Here is an 18,527-nt window from a genome sequence, read left to right as displayed (position 1 = left end):
CTCCTTACATGAACTCTTGCAATTTGTTTGCCCGCCCCATCCAGCCTTCTAAAGCATCCCAGTCCTCATTTTCTAGAAAGCCTTGTACCACGCCCATTTCCTCCAAAAATGCCTCCATCGCTTTTAGCACCTGTGCCTTGTTTTGCTTAAACACACTGCGCCACATCACGGGCGAGCTTTTAGAAAGGCGACTCATGTCTTTAAAGCCCCCGGCGGCTAGGGATAGAATCGTCTGCGGGCTTTTTTGCGAGAGGACCACATTTGCCAAAGCATAGCTGAGAGCGTGGGGCAAGTGGCTCACAAAGGCGATGTGTGCATCGTGGCTCTTTGCATCCATTCTGACAAGTTGCATGCCAATGGCGCTAAAAATTTCTTTGGCTTTCTCTACATGTTCGGGTGCGCTCTTTTCATCGTCCACGAAAATCACAATTTTGTGTTGATAAAGCCCTTTAAGAGCGGCTTTGGGGCCATAAAACTCTGTCCCACACATGGGGTGTGTGGCGACCACCTGGGGGCGTGTGCTTAAGGGGATCGCGTTGATGATTTGCTCCTTTGCCCCCCCGATCTCAATGATGGTTGTTTGCAAGCTGGGCTTGAAGGTTTGTAAAATGTCCACAATGCCACCCAGCGGAGTCGCTAAAAACACCACGGCGCAATGTTGCAAAGCGTGCAGGTCCACGCATTCCTCCACAAGGCCTAAGCTTAACGCCATTTGGGCGTGCAAGGGGTTGCTATCACAACCCAAAATGCGCTTAATGCCTAAACTTTGACGCACCTCTTGCAGAGCAAGCCCTAAAGACCCCCCCATCAAACCCAGCCCAACGATGCCAACTTGCATTAGGGCACCAACGCCGCACCGAGCACATCTTCAATCGTTTGCACCGCCTTGATTTCCATGTGCTCTTGCACCTCTTTAGGGATGTCTTTTAAATCCCTTTGGTAGTTTTTCTCGGGGATCAGGGCGGTTTTAATGCCCGCCTTAAAGCTGGCGATCAGCTTTTCTTTAAGCCCGCCTATGGGTAAAACCCGACCGCTCAAGGTCAGCTCGCCCGTCATCGCTACATCCGAGCGCACTTTTTTCTCACACAGAATAGACGCAATGCTGGTCGCCATAGTGATCCCGGCACTGGGCCCATCTTTAGGCGTAGCCCCCTCTGGGACATGCAAGTGTATGTCGTAGAGATTGTAGATTTTCTCTTTCTCTTTTTTCTCGTCTTTCTCTTTAAGCTTCTTTTTCTTGCTTATCAGCACTTCTTCATCTAAGAGGGTTTTCACGACTGAGTGGGCGATTTGGGCGGACTCTTTCATCACTTCGCCTAAAGAACCTGTGAGTTTTAAGTTGCCCTTGCCCTTGATTTTCACCGACTCGATTTTCAACACATCTCCACCCACACTCGTCCACGCCAGCCCGTTCACAATGCCCAGCGCATCCTCTTTATCCACAGGGTCAATCTCGAACACGATTCTGTCTAAGAAGTCGGGGACATTGTCAGTGGTGATCGTGATTTTGCGGTTACGCTTTTTACCCTCCTCTTGATTGTTTACGATGTTCCTAGCGCATTTGCGCATGATGCTCGCAATCGTGCGCCTTAACCCTCTAACCCCTGCCTCTCTTGTGTACTTCTCAATGATGAGTTGCACCGCTTCTGGTGTAAAGACCACTTCCGTAGGCTTTAGAGCGTGCTTTTTCAACTCCTGGGGGATCAAGTAGTTGATGGCGATTTGTTCCTTTTCTTGGGGGGTGTAGCTGGACACACTGATAAACTCCATGCGATCTCTTAGAGGTGGGGGGATCGTTGAAATGTCGTTGGCCGTGGCGATGAAGATCACCTTAGATAGGTCAATGTTGAAGTTTGTGTAATAATCCCTAAAGCTCGTGTTCTGCTCGGGGTCTAAGATTTCTAAAAGCGCGCTGGCGGGATCGCCACGCATGCTTTTATCCACTTTATCGATCTCATCAAGCACCATCACGCAGTCCATTTTCTTGGCCTCGATGAGGCCCTGCACAATGCGCCCGGGCATAGAGCCTAAGTAAGTACGCCGATGTCCTCTGAGCTCATTGACATCCTCTAATCCCCCCAGCGCAATCCGCACCAAGGGGCGCTCTATAGCTTTAGCGATCGAGTTGGCCAAACTCGTTTTACCCACCCCAGGAGGGCCATAAAAGCACAGAATCGTACCCTTGGTTTCTTTGTTCTCTTGTTTGCGTAGACGCATCAACTCCATTGTAGCGAAGTACTCTACGATGCGCTCTTTGGGCTTTTCTAGGCTGTAATGGTCGGCATTTAGCTGTTTCTCCACCTCTTTAATGGATAGGATTTTGTCGCTGTATTGCCCAAAGGGGATGTCTAGTACCCACTCAATATAGTTTTGCAAAATCCCCACATCCGAGCTGTCTTGATGCACACGGCTTAGGCGTTCAATTTGCTTTTTGATCTCTTTGTAGACCTCTTTGGTGATGAAGGGCTCAATGTCGCTGAGTTTTTGAAAGTACTCTTGTATCTCCTCATCTTTCTGCTTGTCGATGCCCAGCTCTTTTTGGATCTGTTTGAGCTGTTCTTTGAGGAAGTACTCCTTATTCACTTGTTCCATTTTGCTATGGACTTTGCTCTTGATCTCTTTTTGGAGTTTTTGGGTTTTGATCTCCTCCATGACTAAGTCAATCAGTCCTAGCAATCTTTCTTCGATGTCATCGCTTGCAAAGAGGGTGTAGGCTTGGTCTTTTTTTAAGTGCAGGGCGGACGCAACCAAGTCCACAATGCGGTTGGGATCGTTGTTGTCCTCAATCGCCTTTAGCAGATCGGGGGGGAAGAATTGACTGATGTTAGCTAAATTGCTGACCTTCTCTTTAAGAATGTCAATGATGGCATTGATTTTGTCGGTATCGTATTCCTTATAGGTGATGACATCCACCATCGCCTCTAGGGGGTCTGTAGACTCGATGTTTAAAATCCGCCCCTTACAAATGCCTTGAAATAAGACTTTCATGCGGTTATCGGGCAGGATCACTTTACGCACAATCGAGCCGATCACCCCCACATCGTAAAACTTGTCCCTATCCACCACACCCGATTCACCCTTAGAGCAACTCACAAAAATTAGGTCGTTGCGCTCTTGAGTAGCTTTGTTGACCGCCTTGGTATTAGCCTCATTGTTGATAAAAATGGGGGCGATCATAAAAGGGTACATAAAAGCCTCTTCTTCTATGATCACAGGTACAACACTTGGAAACTTGTCTGTCATTTTGTCCCTCACCAGTTAAAGATAGCCACATACCAAGGCATGTAGGATTTTTTGGGGTGGGTTTCCTTCTCCAAAACCTCATCTACCCTTTCCAAATAGCGTTTCACCCCCTCTTTCTGGTGGCGTTTTTTATAAACATTGGCGATCGCCCGATTGAGCTCATTTTGCCCTAAAATGAATTTAACCTGCATGTACTCCACTTGGTTTAAAAACCGACTATTTGGGTATTTGTCCACAAAGTCGTTTAACATGCCTATAGTATTAGCCATAAACTCTTGGTCCTTACTGTGGTTTTTAAAGGCGTAGTAGCGGGCCTGCAATTTCATGAACTTCAAATAGTCAATGTTGTCTTGATTGCCAAAGCGCTTAATGTACTCATCAAAGTAGTATTCTGCCAAAACAAATTCTTTCTTTTTTAAGTGGGCTTGCCCTAAAGCCAGCATGGCATCGGGCACCAAAGGCGAATTGATGTGCTCGCTTTGCAAGGAAGAATAATAGTTGTCCGCTGTCTCTAAGTTCAAAAACAAAATTTCACGCAAAATCCCTTGATACCAAAAAATCGCCGGTCGGTTGTAAATAGACTCTTTTGTCTTTTTAGTACACCCAAAGAACAGGGCTAAAACCACCGCCGAGAATAAAACTACACGCATCCTTATCCTTAAAGCTAAAGCCACTATTATACCAAAAACCCCTGAATTAATTGAATTGATTTTTTGGAGTAGTTTTAGTAAAATCAGCTCCTTAAGTTACACAAATTCAAGGGTTTGTATGGTTTTTAGTGTAAAATCCCCCATTTTGGGGTTTGAAGAGGTCTACCAAATGGAGCTAGAAAAAATTGACGAAATTTTTATGCGCCTACGCAACGCCGATGCCCCCGCCCCCACTTTCACCCTAGTGAATCCCTTTGCCCTGCGTTCTTATGAATTTGAAATCCCCCTAGCTTTACAGACCCTTTTAAATTTAGACCAAGCTCAAAATATTTTAATCGCCAATATCATGGTGATCCAAAACCCCCTCAAAGAATCCACCATCAACTTTTTAGCACCTCTAGTCTTCAACTTCGATCACAAACTCATGGCGCAAGTGATCTTAGACAGCGCAAAATACCCCAACTACCAAATCTCGGAGAAAATCTCCAGCTTCTACCAAGAAAGGCAACCCGTCCATGACAAATAAAATTTTATTCATCGGCTACGGCCAAATCACTAGGGCGATCTTAAAGGGCATGCAGGGTGCGTTAGCGGGGCGGTCGGTTAGCATTGCAGGCAAAGACCCTAGCAAGATCGCCCCTTTTTTAAAACAAGAAAGGCTAGACTTCATCACTTTGCAAACTTGTGATAAGAGCATTGAGATCACAGACAGCGTGGTGTTTCTCACCCTAAAGCCCCACGCTTTAGGGGCATTTAGTTACACAGGGCAGGCCAGCGCCATTTTAAGCGCGCTTGCCGGCGTGTCTATACAGTTCTTGCAAGCCCACTTGCAAGCCCCCCATTTTGTGCGTTTCATGCCAAATGTCGCCGCCTTTTTGGGGCTTTCGGCCACAACCTACTTTAGCCCCACCCCTATACCCAAAGAATTAACAGACTTGCTCGCTAGCTTTGGCACAGCCGTGCAAGTGGATAAAGAAGAGTTGGTGGACGCTTCTATGGTTACAAATGGAAGTACACTCGCTTTTTTGAGCCTGTTTACCCAAGCTTTGATCGACTCTGGGGTGAGAGCGGGCTTACCTTACGCCCAAAGCAAAGAGCTGGTGAGTCAAAGCTTTAAAGGTTTTAGCGCTTTGCTTGCCACAAAAAGCCCTCAAGAAATCAGCCAAAGCATCTGCACCCCCGCCGGGGCAACCATCGAAGGCTTGAGCGTGCTTGAAGAGAAGGGCGTTAGGGGGGCGATCATGCAAGCCTGCCACGCCATAGCCCGAAGATACAAACCTAAATCTTAATCCCCTATCTGTTACAAAATGTAAAACTCTTGGCCTTTTTTCAACCAAAATCCCTTTTTTGTTAGCACAACAGTGTATATTTCTGTGTAATAATACCCCTACAACCAGAATGAGGAGCGAAAATTATGCATAAAGTCCACATTTACAGTGCCAAGCGCACCCCGATTGGGTCTTTCAACGGCACTCTCTCTAGTGTTCCTGCCACGAAGTTAGGGAGTTTGGCGGCCATAGAAGCTCTAAAGACGAGTGGGTTTGACCCTAGCCTTGTAGACAGTTGCGTTGTCGGCAATGTGTTGAGTGGTGGGTTAAAACAAGCCCCCGCCAGACAAGTCGCCCTAGGGGCAAACTTGCCTAAGTCTATTGCCTGTTGGTTAGTCAATGAGGCTTGTGGATCGGGCTTAAGAGCCGTGATGCTTGGGGCGAATGAAATCGCTTTAGGGCGTGCTCGGGTGGTCTTAGCGGGAGGTATGGAAAACATGAGTCTTGCTCCGCATTTGTTGATGAAAAGCCGGGCAGGCTTTAAAATGGGCGACACTGCCTTAGAAGACAGCATGCTCAAAGACGGCTTGCAAGATGCCTACAAGAAGGCGCGGATGGGCGACTTTGCCGAAAATTGCGCCCGTTTAAACCACTTAAGCCGTGCCGAGCAAGACAACTTCGCCAAAGGCAGCTACGAAAAGGCTTTAAAAGCCGTTGAAAACCACGCCTTTAAACCCGAGATGATCAGTGTGTCTATGCGGGGGCGCACAGGCGAGATTGTGGTGAGCGTGGATGAAGAGCCCACAAGGGTGAACTTTGACAAGGGCTTAAAACTCAAACCTGTCTTCGATCCGGAGGGGACAATCACTGCTTTTAACGCCAGCAAAATCAGCGATGGGGCGAGCATGCTCGTTTTAGGTTCGGCTGACTTGTCTAAAGAAACCCACACTAGGGCCTTGGCTAAGATTGTAGATTATGCGACATTTAGCCACGACCCCCATCTTTTCACCACCGCTCCTGCCCCCGCCATTAGAAAACTTTTAAAGAACAACAACAAACAGCCCGGCGACATTGATTTATACGAGATCAGCGAAGCGTTTGCGGTGGTGGGGGTGTTGACCCAAAAGGATTTGGGTTTGAAAGACAGCCAAGTCAATGTCAACGGGGGGGCGATCGCTTTAGGCCATCCCATCGGGGCGAGCGGAGCTAGGATTTTGACGACTTTGGTACACGCTTTGCACACCTATGACAAACACTTAGGTGTGGCGTGCTTGTGCGTGGGTGGAGGCGAGGCTTTAGCGATTCTCATTGAGAGATTGTGAGGGTTGCCTGTGGAGAAAGTCGTTAAGAGTATCCAAGAGGCAGTCAGTGGCGTGCAAGATGGGATGACCCTGATGTTTGGGGGGTTTGGACTGTGTGGCATCCCCGAAAATGCCATTTTAGCCTTAAGCCAAAGTGGGGTGAAAGACATCACTTGCATTTCTAACAACCCCGGAGTCGATGATTTCGGTTTGGGCTTGCTCGTAAAAAACAAACAAATCAAAAAGATGATCGCCAGCTATGTGGGCGAAAATGCGGCTTTCGAGCAGCAATTCTTGGCTGGTGAAATTGAAGTGGAGTTCAACCCACAAGGCACTTTAGCCGAACGCATTAGAGCCGGGGGGGCGGGTATCCCCGGCTTTTACACACCCACAGGTGTAGGTACAATCATTGCTGAAGGCAAGGAGCATAGGGAGTTTGGGGGGCGCACTTATATTTTAGAAACCGCCCTGAAGGCGGACTATGCTTTCATCAAGGCACAAAAGGCAGACACCTATGGCAATTTGGTTTTCAACAAAACCGCCATGAATTTTAACCCGATGATGGCAAAGGCGGCTAGAGTTACGGTGGTTGAAGTCGAAGAGATTGTAGAGCTGGGCGCGCTTGATCCTAACTTTATCCATGTCCCCGGGGTGTTCGTGGATCGCATTTTTAAGGGGAACTTTGAAAAACGCATCGAACAACTCACACTGAAAAAGGGAGAATAGATGGAAAGTGGCTGGAGCAGAGAAGAAATGGCCAAAAAGGCGGTGGAAGACATCAAAGATGGCTACTCCATCAATTTAGGCATCGGCATCCCCACTTTAGTTGCCGACTACATTCCTAAGAACATTAAGGTCATGCTGCAGAGTGAAAACGGCTTGTTAGGCATGGGGCCCTTTCCCACAAAAGAGCAAGTGGATGCGGACTTGATCAATGCCGGTAAGCAGACCATCACCGAGAGTTTGGGGGCGAGCTATTTTAGCTCTGCCGAGAGCTTTGCCATGATTAGAGGCCAACACATCGACTTGACAATTTTGGGGGCGATGGAAGTTTCAGCAAACGGGGATTTAGCCAGCTGGATGGTGCCGGGCAAGTTAGTGAAGGGCATGGGCGGAGCGATGGACTTAGTGGCGAGTGCCAAAAAGGTCATTGTGCTGATGCAACACACGGATAAAAAGGGTAATTGTAAATTGGTCAAAGAGTGTTCTTTGCCCTTGACAGGCCCTAAATGTGTCTCAAAGGTGATCACCAACTTAGGAGTCTTTGAGATCCATGGGGGTGAGTTTGTACCCCTAGAGTTGGCACCAGGGGTTTCTAACCCCCCCCTGCCTTAAGTTAAGTGTGCGTAATGCATAGGTTTTTGGGCATAAGCAAACTAAAAAATTAAAAGGATACCCATGAAATATCTAATCAACCTGGACAATGGCGGGACTTTGACAGACATTTGCGTGGTGCAAGGCTCACAGGTGCGCTACACCAAAACCCTAACCACTCCCGTGGATCTCTCCGAGTGTTTTTTTAAGGGAATCACCAAGGCGAGTGAAGAGATTTTTGGCCCCGATGGCTTTGTCCAACTCTTACACAGCACGGACTTGATTCGCTATTCGTCCACACAGGGCACAAATGCCCTAGTGGAGCGCAAGGGTCCAAAGCTGGGCTTGATCACTAACGACACCTCCCTCATGCAAAAACTCACGCAAAGCGCGAACCAAAAAGAATTGTTCCAAAGTTTGGTGGGCGATCGGGTCTTTGTGATCAGGGATTTGGGGGGCGAAAACTTTGAGGCGGATTTAGCCAATGCCGTGAACACGCTAACGAACAAAGGAGCTGAGCGACTCGTGGTTGCCATTGAGAACCAGCACGATGAAAAGGCTTTCAAACACACCTTTTTATTGCAATTCCCACGACACTTGCTAGGGTCTGTACCTGTGCTCTTTTCTTGGGAATTCACCAACGACACAAGCCGCACCCGGCGTATTTGGTCGGCTCTTTTAAACAGCTTTTTACACCCCACTATGGAGCGTTTTTTATACTCTGCTGAACACCGCCTGCGCGCCCATAAGGTCAAAAACCCCCTGTTGATCTACCGCAACGATGGGGCGTCTTCGCGGGTGGCTAAATCTGTTGCCTTAAAAACCTACTCTTCAGGCCCTAGAGGGGGCATTGAGGGGACTAAAGCCCTTGCTAAGGCTTATGGCTTTAACCATGTTTTGATGGTCGATGTAGGGGGCACGACTTCGGATGTGGGTGAAGTGGAAGCGCACAAAATCAAGACGGAGCGGCGCGGACACATAGAGGGGGTGCAAATCTCCTTTGAGCTTAGCGATGTGAAATCCTTTGGTGTTGGGGGAGGGTCTATTTTTAGGCTCAACGATCGGGGCGAGATTTTAGTGGGCCCTGAGAGTGTGGGAGCAGCCCCCGGTCCGGCTTGCTTTGGTTTTGGAGGCAAAGAGGCGACCATCACCGATGTCAATGTTGCCCTAGGGATCATCGATCCAGACACCTATTTAAACGGGCAGCAAAAGCTAGACAAAGAGCGCGCGATCCAAGCCATTAAAGAGAAAGTTGCCAAACCTTTAGGTTTAAAGTTTGAAGAGGCCTTATTTAAAATGGAGGAAGCTTACGCTGACCGGCTTGCTGCATGTTTGAAAGAACAGGTACAACAAGACACGGTCTTAGCCGCTTTTGGGGGTGGAGGGCCCATGAGTGCGTGTTTGGCCGCCAAAAAAGCGGGCATTAAACGGGTGATTGTGCCTAAATTAGCGGCGGTGTTTTCGGCTTATGGGATCAGTTTTTCTGATGTGGCGCAAACTTTCGAACACGACATCACAGACTTGTCTAAACACGAGATTGAAAAAATCAAAACCCAAATGCAAGAGCGCGCCAAAAGACACATGTTCCAAGAAGGCTACGACTTTGAGGATTGCAAGGGTGCGTGGCGGGTGATTGTAGAAAACGCCGATGGCTCTGAGAGCCACAGCACGAGCCTAGAGGACACAGCCCAAATCAACAAGGACCAAAGGTGCATTTTGGTCTACCATATCCGCTACGAACTCTCACACCCCAATTTACGGGCGAGTTTGCCTAAGCGTAAAATCGGGGCTAGGGTGAGCGGAACGAGGAATGTCATGGGCTTAGATGGCGTGCATCAAGAGGTGGTGTTGGTGCTAGAAAAACAAGAAATGGGGGCTTACATGGAGGGGCCAGCCATTGTGGAGGGTCCCTTTTTCACCGCTAGGGTGCCCGAGGGCTGGAGCTTGATGGTAACCGACAACGGCGATTTGATTCTAGAAGACTTAAAAGCATAAGGAGAGCAACATGCGTGTGCCGATGACAGAATACTTGATGATTGATTTAAACAGCGAGCGGTGGCTGTGCCGTGTGTGTGGGCATGATTTTGGTGATGCCAGGGACACTTACAAAAAAGGCACGCTCATTTACGATCGCAACCCCGAGGAGATTCACCCTCCTATTTTAGACCCCAAACGCTACCAATACACCTTTTCACCCGACCCTAAATTTTGCCGCATTTACGAGTATTACTGCCCCACTTGCGGGACACAGATCGAAACCGAGTATGTCCCTCCAAACTACCCCCCCACCATCGACATGCTTTGGGACATCGATGACTTAAAAAGGCGGTGGAAAGAGATCGGCGAGGACCCCGAGACCAGCATACATTACGGGCCCGGCGAGAATGCCCAAGCCGACTTGCGGGCGAAATTTGACAAAAGTAAGGAGGGCGCATGAAACGCATTTCTGTAGACATTGGCGGGACTTTCACAGACTGCTTCTTTGCTTGGGATGGAAAATACATCGAATCCAAGTCCCTGACCACACACCATAATCTCTCTTTAGGTTTCAATGCAGCCTTAGACAATGCCTGCAAAATGGCGGGCTTAACAAGGGAGCAGGTGCTCAAAGAAGTGGACAGCGTGCGTTATGCTACCACCTTAGGTACGAACGCCTTGATTGAGGGCAAGGGTCCTAGGGTAGGCGCGATCGTTACCCATGGCTTTGAGGATACCATCCACCTCTCTAGGGGTAAGGGCTATGGGGAAGGGTTAGATGTTACCGAGCAGGGCAATATGCCCAATGCCCAGCGCCCCGACCCAATAGTGCCACGGCGCATGGTGCGCTCTGTCAAAGAGCGCGTGGATAGCGTGGGTGAAATTTTAGTACCCCTACAAAAAGAAGATGTGCGTAAGCAGGTACGCGATTTGGTGGACAATGGGGCACAGGCGATTGTGGTTGCCCTAACAAACGCCACCGAAAACCCCAGCCACGAGCAGCTCGTGCTAGAAACGATCTTAGAGGAATATCCCGCCCACGAATTGGGGGCGATCCCGGTGATTTTGAGCTCGCAGGTCTCTGGGCGCAAGGGGGAGTATGTGCGCGCCAACACCACAATCATTGATGCCTTCTTGTATGAAATCATGTTCCACGCCTTGGGGCAACTGAGCTCCAACCTTAGAGACAGCGGATACAGCAAGCCCATGCTCGTGATCCACAACAGCGGAGGAATGGCGCAGAGCAACTCCACAGATAGCCTGCAAACCATCCACTCCGGACCCGTGAGTGGGGTGAGTGCCTCCCAACACCTCTCAGAAACTACGGATATTGGCAATGTGGTTTGTATGGACATGGGCGGAACTTCCTTTGACATTGGGATTTTACCCAAAGGGGGGGTGAAGCACTACGACTTCCAGCCCGTGATTTGCCGTTGGCTGGTAACTCTGCCCATGATTCACTTAAACACTCTAGGAGCAGGGGGCGGATCGATCGCCACTTACGATCGCATCCACCAAGCCATTAAAGTGGGCCCCGAGAGCGCGGGCTCTGATCCAGGGCCTGCCTGTTACGATCGGGGCGGATTAAACCCCACGGTCACCGATGCCGACTTGCTCTTGGGCTATTTAGACCCAGAGAATTACGCAAACGGGGTGATCAAGCTCAATCCTAAGCGCTCTAAATTCGTGATCGAGGACAAGCTTTGCGACCACCTAGATTTAGATGTGATCGAGGTCGCTAAGGTCATTAAACGCTCTGTGGATGAGCAAATGGCGATCGGCATTGAAATGGAGCTACGCAAAAACGGGGGCAATGTGGACGAGTTTACCATGGTGGCCTATGGAGGCAATGGGCCCTTGCACGCCTGTGGGATCGCCTATCATGCGGGGATTTCTAAAATCCTCTTCCCCCCCTTTGCTTCTGTCTTTTCAGCTCTTGGGGCGGGCAATATGAAACCTTTGCACATCCACGAGCGCAGCGGCTATATCGTGCTTTACGAGCCCATTGAGCGCAAGCTCTTTGACGAATACGAGCGTATAAATGAATACATTGAGGAGTTGGAGATACGCGGCAAGGAGGATCTCAAAAGGCAGGGTTATGATATTTCGGGCGTGAAACACCGCTTAGAAATGGACATGCGCTATGGAAACCAGCGGGTAACGACCTCTGTGGTGCTGGACATCAACCGCTTTAACCATGTGGGTGATGTCTTACGGGCGATCCGTACCTTCTCCGATGTCTATGCCCAACGCTATGGCAAGGGGGTAGAGGCCCCAGAAGCGGGTGTGCGCGTACAGACCGTGCGCGTGGCCACTTTCATTGAAACCGATGTCGTGCATTTTAAGGAACTTTACACCGATCACAAACGCACCACTCCTCCGGCCAAGAGTATGCGTAAAGTCCATTATGTGGATGAAAAAGAGCCCATTGAAACCCCCATTTATGATGAAAGCGTGCTCACAGCTGAATATGTGATCCATGGCCCAGCCATTGTGACCACTAAGAGTACGACCTATTTGGTGGAAAAGAATTGGCGTATCGAGCCCACCCCACAAGGGGCGGTTTGGTTACTTAAAGACAATGTCAATGCAAAATAAGGAGAACCCCATGCCAAACAACAATAAAGGGAAAGGGACTCATGTCCACGCCCACAACCACCCACACGCCCACAACCACCACGCCCACGAAAAAGGGGGCGATAAAAAGGAATTGAGCGCTGAGGAACAAGCGTGGGTGGATGATTTTATGAACGAAACCACGCTGTTTTTAGGCCCAGACCCAGCGATCATGCGCCACCATTCCATTGCTAAACGCACACCCCTAGAGGATGAGGTGCTTAAAAAAGGGGGCGATCCGCTTCTATATGATAGGATTCGTCGCCGCTTGAGTGGCTCATTAGATGAAGCCTTCGAGATGTGCGAGAGCATGGGGGCGGCCCCGGGGGCCAAGTGGGCAGACTTGTCCGTGGCGGTTTATACGGCTAGTGGAGATGTGTGCTACATGTCTAACCGCGGGGTGATCGCTTTTGCTGCCGTTTTGCACCACCCGATCCGCTATATCATGAAGTATTGGAAAGATGAGCCCACTGTGGGGATTCACGAGGGCGATGGTTTTTTCCACAATGACGCGCGCTTTGGATGTGTGCACAACACAGACCAGTCCATGCTCACCCCGGTGATTCGCAATGGAGAAATCATCGCGTGGGTGGGCGCGACCATTCACGAGGGTGAAAACGGGGCGTGTGAACCCGGAGGCATGCCCTCAGGCTCTGAAACCCCCTTTGATGATGGCTTGCGTGGAAGTCCCATGAAAATCGTAGAGAGGGGTAAATTGCGCCGCGACTTGCTCACTTTTTTACAGCACTCCACGCGCGATCCAAAGCTGATGCTGGCTGACATTAAAGTTAAAATGGGGGCGGTGCGCCGGGTGATGGACATTGTGGATCGCATGATCGATGAATACGGCATCGATGCCTTTGTGGGTGCGATTCGCATGACAGTCGAAGATGTGGAAAATGAGGTACGCCGCCGCATCGCCGCTATGCCAGATGGCATGGTCACAGTCGAGCAGTTCGTGGATTCCACACTCAAAGAAAATATCCTCATCAAATTTGCCTGTAAAATCACGGTCAAGGGCGATCACATGACCGTGGATTTAAGGGGCTCTGGTAAAGAGATCATCAACCGCGCCATCAACTCGCCTCTAGCTTCCACAAAAGCGTTCTTTGCCCAAGCGATTTTAAACCACTGGTGGCCCGATCTGCCCCGCTCCACAGGTGCGCTTTCTCCCATTGAGATCATCTCCGATGAGGGCACTTGGGGGGATTGCTCTTATGACGCGCCCAACGGGCAGAATTTGCAGGCTTCCTTTAGGGCCTTTAGTGCCCTGCAAATCGCCTATGCTAAATTGCAATTTTCCATGCGCACCAAGTACGCCAATGTGCTCGCCCCTTGGTTTAATCAGATCAACGACTTCTTATGGGGCGGGGAAACCCAACATGGCGAACAGGTGGGCAATCTCTGTGCGGACTTAAATGGCATGGGCGGGGGGGCGAAGGCCTTTAGAGATGGCGAGGATGCAGTCGCCCCACTTTTCTGTGCGATGGCTGACATTGGCGAACAAGAGGTGATGGAAGAAGAAGTGCCCTTCTTGCAATTAGTCAGTAAGCGCGTGGTGCGCGATAATCAGGGCTTTGGCAAATACCGCGGGGGTATGGGCTATGAAATGATTGTGGCCGCGCGCAACACGCCCGAGTGGGGCTTTATGACCGTTACCTCTGGAGCGAAGTTCTCCAGTGTGCCCGGGCTCTTTGGGGGCTATGGATGCGCGACCTACCCTCTAGCAATGGTCAAGGGGATCAATATTTTTGAGATCATCAAAAAGAACCCCGAAGAGTTTGACCTCTCTATGGAGCGCGTGATGAATGAACGCCCCTTTAAAGGCGGGGTTTATACCACCTACCATATGGGTTTGCAATTTGACCGCTCCCAAGAGGGTGAGTTGTATATGATCGCGCAGGGCTGTGGGGGAGGCTATGGAGATGTGCTCGAGCGCGACCCGGAATTAGTCATGGAGGATTTGCAAATCGGGCGCATTTCAGAACATGTCGCCTCTGAAATTTATAAAGTCGTGTGGGATAAAGAAACCTTCGTGGTCGATGAAAAGGCGACTATGCAGCTACGCGCCAATGAGCGCAAAGCCCGCTTAAAAAGGGGCTTGCCCTATGATGAGTTTGTCAAAAAGCATGTCAAGGACGAACCCCCCAAAGATCTTTACTACTACGGCTCTTGGGGTGAACAAAACCCAGAAGAGCTCATCGCCACCGTGTGGGATCACCACGGACCTAAACGCATTAAAGGCAAACTTAAAGACATTCCTCTAGTGGTGATGCCCAACCGCCATGTGGTTAAAATCGCCCAACTCGAAAAACGGGTTGAGGAGTTAGAAATCAAATACGAGGGAGGCGTGCGGCCCAAGTTAGTTTAGCCCTTTTTGCCAAGTTGGTGAGCTTGGCGATTTAAAAGGGTGGGGTTAGTTTAGTGATTGGGCTTTTGATTCAAACACCAAGCACTCGCTTGGGTGTGGTTCAGGCCATGGTTATTTACCCGCTCGTGGTGCGTCAACCCCTAGCTTCGGAAAGCATCACCAAAGATAATCGCCTTAAAGTATGGGTTCGTATGATTTGTATTGCACACTACATGAAAGCTCCTATTCAGTACAAAACAAAGGCAACAACCATGCAGCCATTCGTTCATTAGCAACGCAGCAAATGCCTGGGACTTTACGGAATCTAAGCAGCCTGAGGATTCCATTAATGAAGGTTTGAATGTCTTGTTTGCCCTTATATATAAGCGGATCTCAAGTAATGCTGTAAGTTTGTGGCGTTTACCCATAGGTGTGGCAAATACAAGAGAGAAGCTAATGAGTGGGATACGCCCCTAGAACGCTCTAGGATTGCCTACAATCGATTTTGTGGATTTGATGGTGTTTCCCTACCTTATGTTATCTTTTTTGCGTTCTATAAGCCTTTTATAGGGCTAAAAACGCTATGTATTTTCTGGGTTGGTTGGCTGATTGTTTTGTCTTTTGCTCTTTTTCTTGGTTTTTGGCTCAATTTGGCTTGAGAAGATCATCTTGCCACGAAATACCATTCAAAAAGAACGGCAAGATTTAATCTTTCCATAGTTGTATAGCTTTTGGGAAACAGTCAAAAACTTTGACTCTGTCTTGGACCTTATATCGCCCTCAAAACCAAGTCTGTAGTGTTTTCTAGAACACTCATCTTTCTCAGCCTTTGTGCAGCGTTCTCTAGCTCTGCTGCCAGCCCCGCTAACTTACACCATGGCAGCCATTTGCCAATCTTCTCACTCTTCAATTTATTGATAATCAAACTTATTTTTGTAATTCTATGATTTATGCTCAAAGACACGGACAGCCCCTCATTACTGATATACAAGAGGTGCTAGAGCAAGCCAGCCAAGCACAACAAGAGCAAGCTAAAGCCCAAGCCCCTCATGTTTTTTATATAGGGCAATTATTGCTAGGATTTTTGGGTTTAAAACCCCATTGACCCTAAATTGTATGCAAATTCCTCGCGTTTTAGGGCTGGGGACAAAATCCACCACACATGCATAATTTAGGGCAAAGTCTTTGCCCTCTTGGTCTTTGACGATGAGCGCGCCTTGCATGCCAATGGTGTCGTTTAGGGCTTTGATGTCTTGTTTGGTGAAGCGTTTGGGTTTTTTGTGGGGCTCTTGCCCCTTTTCTAACTCGTTTGCTTGCTCTTGCTCGGGGGTGTTTAGGGTAACTTCAAAGGTGTAGCCCAGCACTTTTGCACCCTGCGCTTTGGCTTTATTTTTAATCACTTTAATGGACTTATAGGGGGGGGTGAAAGATTTTTTAGGGCTTTTTTGCGTGAGTTTTTTAATGGCGGGATTCAGCACATAAGCGTCTATATTGTCTTTTCTAAAATCTTTGGGCACGCCCATGAAGGCGCAAAAACCCTCTAAGTCGTTTTGGTACATATGCACTTGGAAAACGCCATCCACCGCCTCGTTTTTATACCGCTCCAAAAGCCTAAATAAATTCTTAGGGTATTTGCCGCTTAAGCTCATATAAGTACTTAAGCGCATGGCTGTAAAATTTGCACTTAGCTCATTAAGTAGATAGGTGAAATGAGGGGCATTGACCTGTACATTCAAAAACTCCACAACGCGATCCCTTACGCCCACCTCAAAAACGCTAAAAATGGTGGCGGTGCGTATTAATGTTAATTCGCCATCAACTTGGGCAATTTGTCTAAAATTTGCCTTGATGAGATTATCCACTAAATCTATGGATAATTTTAGCAAGTTCTTATTAGACATTTTGGGATCGCCTGCAAATGCTCTAATTTCTTTAGCCGTGTAAGTTACTAAGGTGTCTTGCTTGTCCTTTAGGCGGTGGCAAAGGTTAAAAAGTAAGTTTGTTTCAAGTTCGCTCAAATGCCCTAGATTCACCTTGTAGATGTTGTTATGCATGACGATTTGGCTTTTATTGGCGATGCTTAGGCTTTTGCCCGGGACAGATGGCGCATTTTGGGGGGCTAAAAGCCCTTGTTTTTGTAGGTCTTGGGGCTCTTGCACGATGGGCGCTAAGGCTGTTTGGGGCTCTTGGGCTACAACTTCTTTAGCCACTTCTTGGGGGGGCTCTTGTGGCTGGGGCTGTGGAGTGTTTTCCTCTTGTGGTTTTGCGCTTTGTGGCTTTGTGAACTCGGTGATGGGGATGGTGTCTTTGGGCTTGTCCTTGGGGTCTATCCACTCCGTCCATGCCGTCAGTGCCCCCTCCATTTTGTCGATGCAATCCTTGATGCCAAATTCTAGCCCCTCTTTGATGGTGGGGCTTGGGGCATTGTCTAGCATCTCTTGCAAGCTCGCCATGAGAGTGCTGAAGTGCTTTAGGGTGTCTTTGGTTTGTTGGGAAGTGTTGATGCTGCTTGTGTCATTGCTTTCCCACTCATGGGCTAGCACCACTTGCGCCAAATCCTTAATGATTTTCGCTTTAACGGGAAATAGTTTTTCAATGAGCTCGGGGTGCTCGGCACATTTGGCCTCTAATAAATATTTTGTAAGCCAAGCTTTGCGCTTGGATCTATATGCTCTTGGGGGCAAGCCCCCAAACCCCCAAGAGAGAGTTTTGAATTAAAACAAGAATTGCGTGTGAATGCCTCTAAAATCGCTTTGGAGAGTGCAAAGGGGGTTTTTATAGGTTAGGGGTATTGTGTTGATTGTGGGGCATTCTAGGGGGGTAGAAAGGGCATTCGTGTAGGTGGACAAAAAGGCTAAAGCGTTTGGGCGGGTGAAAGCGCGTCAAAATTGCGTTTTCTTGGCGGTTTTGCTACAATGCCGCCCACGATGGCAAAAGACAAGCAGGATAGACAAGAGTACAAGACTCGTGTTGAAACAATGAAGGACTTTTTGGCGTGCGCTCTTTGGCGGCGGTGGCTGAGAAATTGGGGCGGTCAAGGAAAACGGCGGCGACTTGGATAAGCGTGCAGAAAATCCCCAACAAGGTTTGGTATTCTTACCTCAAAATCGCCACAAGTGGGGATGCCAAAGTGCCCCCGCCTGTGCCGGATTTGGCAGATCGGGTGGCGGTGGATAGCGAGGGGTTTTGTGGCGCGTTTTTGGCATTTGTGGAGATGTTGAGGAAGCATTTTCACTTTGGCACTTGGCAAGAGATGGCCAATGCTGTAGGTGTCAGTGAAAAGGCGTTTTTGCTCTACATGCACAAACTCAAAAACAACACCGCGCCCTCCCTGAAGTTTGTGCGGGCTTTTGGGAAGCTTGTGGATGTGGATGCCTATTTTGTGCTGGGCGATGGGGGCGGGGGTGTTGCGCTTGCCGTGGCAAGCCCGTTTAACCGCTTCAGCGGCGGTTCAGATTTTTCGATGATCAATGCACTGAAGACGAGCTTGGCAAAAATGGAGATTTTAAGAGTGCATGGCGATGCGATGAGTCCACTACTAGTGAACGGCGATTTTGTGTTTGTGGAGAACACGCCGCCCAATAGCGGGGACATTGTGGCGGTGCATTATGGGGGCGAGATCATCATCCGCCGTTTGGGCAAAGACCACAACAGCCGTGCGATCACTCTAAGTGCCCATAACGAGGCTTATACGCCCTACACGATCGAGGGCATTGAGCTCTTGCAACTAGTGGGCGTGGTGCGTGGAAAGTTTGTAGGCGTTTAACGTGGAGCTTTGGACATGCATAGCGGTGTTTGTGGGGGCGCT

Annotated in this window: 14 protein-coding genes; 10 read left to right on the top strand and 4 right to left on the bottom strand. The window is 49.0% G+C overall.

From position 1 onward, the window contains the following. Positions 1-4: 4 nt before the first annotated feature. The 3 genes from K6J72_RS01740 to bamD are packed head-to-tail and all read right to left on the bottom strand — an operon-like array spanning position 5 to position 3,893. Positions 5-838 carry a prephenate dehydrogenase gene (locus tag K6J72_RS01740; protein ID WP_221280098.1) on the bottom strand — a complete coding sequence of 278 codons (834 nt, stop codon included), beginning with the start codon at positions 836-838 and terminating at the stop codon, positions 5-7. After that, positions 838-3,243: an endopeptidase La gene (lon, locus tag K6J72_RS01735; RefSeq protein ID WP_221280096.1), complete on the bottom strand. Its 2,406-nt coding sequence runs from the start codon at positions 3,241-3,243 to the stop codon at positions 838-840. Before lon ends, K6J72_RS01740 begins: the two co-directional genes overlap by 1 nt. Positions 3,244-3,251: 8 nt before the next feature. After that, positions 3,252-3,893, bottom strand: a complete 642-nt coding sequence (gene bamD / locus K6J72_RS01730; RefSeq protein ID WP_221280093.1) for an outer membrane protein assembly factor BamD — start codon at positions 3,891-3,893, stop codon at positions 3,252-3,254. A 118-nt stretch (positions 3,894-4,011) separates the two neighbouring features. Here bamD and fliW point away from each other — a divergent pair, with 118 nt between their 5' ends. The 9 genes from fliW (at position 4,012) to K6J72_RS01685 (ending at position 14,740) form a co-directional block, all read left to right on the top strand. Further along, positions 4,012-4,419, top strand: a complete 408-nt coding sequence (gene fliW, locus K6J72_RS01725; RefSeq protein ID WP_221280091.1) for a flagellar assembly protein FliW — start codon at positions 4,012-4,014, stop codon at positions 4,417-4,419. Beyond that, positions 4,409-5,182: a pyrroline-5-carboxylate reductase gene (locus K6J72_RS01720; protein WP_221280089.1), complete on the top strand. Its 774-nt coding sequence runs from the start codon at positions 4,409-4,411 to the stop codon at positions 5,180-5,182. Before fliW ends, K6J72_RS01720 begins: the two co-directional genes overlap by 11 nt. Positions 5,183-5,307: 125 nt before the next feature. Next, positions 5,308-6,483 (top strand): thiolase family protein, encoded by a 1,176-nt coding sequence (locus K6J72_RS01715; RefSeq protein WP_221280087.1) that lies wholly within the window; start codon positions 5,308-5,310, stop codon positions 6,481-6,483. Between the two features lie 9 nt (positions 6,484-6,492). Beyond that, positions 6,493-7,188: a CoA transferase subunit A gene (locus K6J72_RS01710; protein WP_221280084.1), complete on the top strand. Its 696-nt coding sequence runs from the start codon at positions 6,493-6,495 to the stop codon at positions 7,186-7,188. After that, positions 7,189-7,797 (top strand): 3-oxoacid CoA-transferase subunit B, encoded by a 609-nt coding sequence (locus tag K6J72_RS01705; RefSeq protein WP_221280083.1) that lies wholly within the window; start codon positions 7,189-7,191, stop codon positions 7,795-7,797. Between the two features lie 63 nt (positions 7,798-7,860). Next, on the top strand, positions 7,861-9,771 hold the full coding sequence (locus tag K6J72_RS01700; protein WP_221280080.1) for a hydantoinase/oxoprolinase family protein: 1,911 nt from the start codon (positions 7,861-7,863) through the stop codon (positions 9,769-9,771). A 10-nt stretch (positions 9,772-9,781) separates the two neighbouring features. After that, positions 9,782-10,213 carry an acetone carboxylase subunit gamma gene (locus K6J72_RS01695; RefSeq protein WP_221280079.1) on the top strand — a complete coding sequence of 144 codons (432 nt, stop codon included), beginning with the start codon at positions 9,782-9,784 and terminating at the stop codon, positions 10,211-10,213. Continuing rightward, complete coding sequence (locus K6J72_RS01690) at positions 10,210-12,351, top strand: hydantoinase/oxoprolinase family protein (protein WP_221280077.1); 2,142 nt, start codon at positions 10,210-10,212, stop codon at positions 12,349-12,351. The genes K6J72_RS01695 and K6J72_RS01690 overlap by 4 nt, the downstream gene beginning before the upstream one ends. Positions 12,352-12,361: 10 nt before the next feature. Further along, on the top strand, positions 12,362-14,740 hold the full coding sequence (locus K6J72_RS01685; RefSeq protein ID WP_221280075.1) for a hydantoinase B/oxoprolinase family protein: 2,379 nt from the start codon (positions 12,362-12,364) through the stop codon (positions 14,738-14,740). Between the two features lie 1,010 nt (positions 14,741-15,750). Here K6J72_RS01685 and K6J72_RS01680 read toward each other — a convergent pair. Then, entirely contained in the window at positions 15,751-17,265 is a 1,515-nt protein-coding gene (locus K6J72_RS01680) for a replication initiation protein (RefSeq protein ID WP_221280073.1), read from the bottom strand. A gap of 449 nt (positions 17,266-17,714) precedes the next feature. On the opposite strand from K6J72_RS01680, the gene K6J72_RS01675 reads away from it, so the two are divergent. After that, complete coding sequence (locus tag K6J72_RS01675; RefSeq protein WP_221280072.1) at positions 17,715-18,485, top strand: S24 family peptidase; 771 nt, start codon at positions 17,715-17,717, stop codon at positions 18,483-18,485. Positions 18,486-18,527: the final 42 nt, after the last annotated feature.

It is taken from the genome of Helicobacter sp. NHP19-003, assembly GCF_019703305.1.
GTDB classification, from domain to species: domain Bacteria; phylum Campylobacterota; class Campylobacteria; order Campylobacterales; family Helicobacteraceae; genus Helicobacter; species Helicobacter gastrocanis.
This window is presented reverse-complemented; position numbering and strand designations above follow the sequence as displayed.

Coding starts and splice junctions, on each gene's coding strand:
- K6J72_RS01740 (WP_221280098.1), bottom strand. CDS start 838: ATGCAAGTTGGCATCGTTGGGCTGGGTTTGATGGGGGGGTCTTTAGGG.
- lon (WP_221280096.1), bottom strand. CDS start 3,243: ATGACAGACAAGTTTCCAAGTGTTGTACCTGTGATCATAGAAGAAGAG.
- bamD (WP_221280093.1), bottom strand. CDS start 3,893: ATGCGTGTAGTTTTATTCTCGGCGGTGGTTTTAGCCCTGTTCTTTGGG.
- fliW (WP_221280091.1), top strand. CDS start 4,012: ATGGTTTTTAGTGTAAAATCCCCCATTTTGGGGTTTGAAGAGGTCTAC.
- K6J72_RS01720 (WP_221280089.1), top strand. CDS start 4,409: ATGACAAATAAAATTTTATTCATCGGCTACGGCCAAATCACTAGGGCG.
- K6J72_RS01715 (WP_221280087.1), top strand. CDS start 5,308: ATGCATAAAGTCCACATTTACAGTGCCAAGCGCACCCCGATTGGGTCT.
- K6J72_RS01705 (WP_221280083.1), top strand. CDS start 7,189: ATGGAAAGTGGCTGGAGCAGAGAAGAAATGGCCAAAAAGGCGGTGGAA.
- K6J72_RS01700 (WP_221280080.1), top strand. CDS start 7,861: ATGAAATATCTAATCAACCTGGACAATGGCGGGACTTTGACAGACATT.
- K6J72_RS01695 (WP_221280079.1), top strand. CDS start 9,782: ATGCGTGTGCCGATGACAGAATACTTGATGATTGATTTAAACAGCGAG.
- K6J72_RS01690 (WP_221280077.1), top strand. CDS start 10,210: ATGAAACGCATTTCTGTAGACATTGGCGGGACTTTCACAGACTGCTTC.
- K6J72_RS01685 (WP_221280075.1), top strand. CDS start 12,362: ATGCCAAACAACAATAAAGGGAAAGGGACTCATGTCCACGCCCACAAC.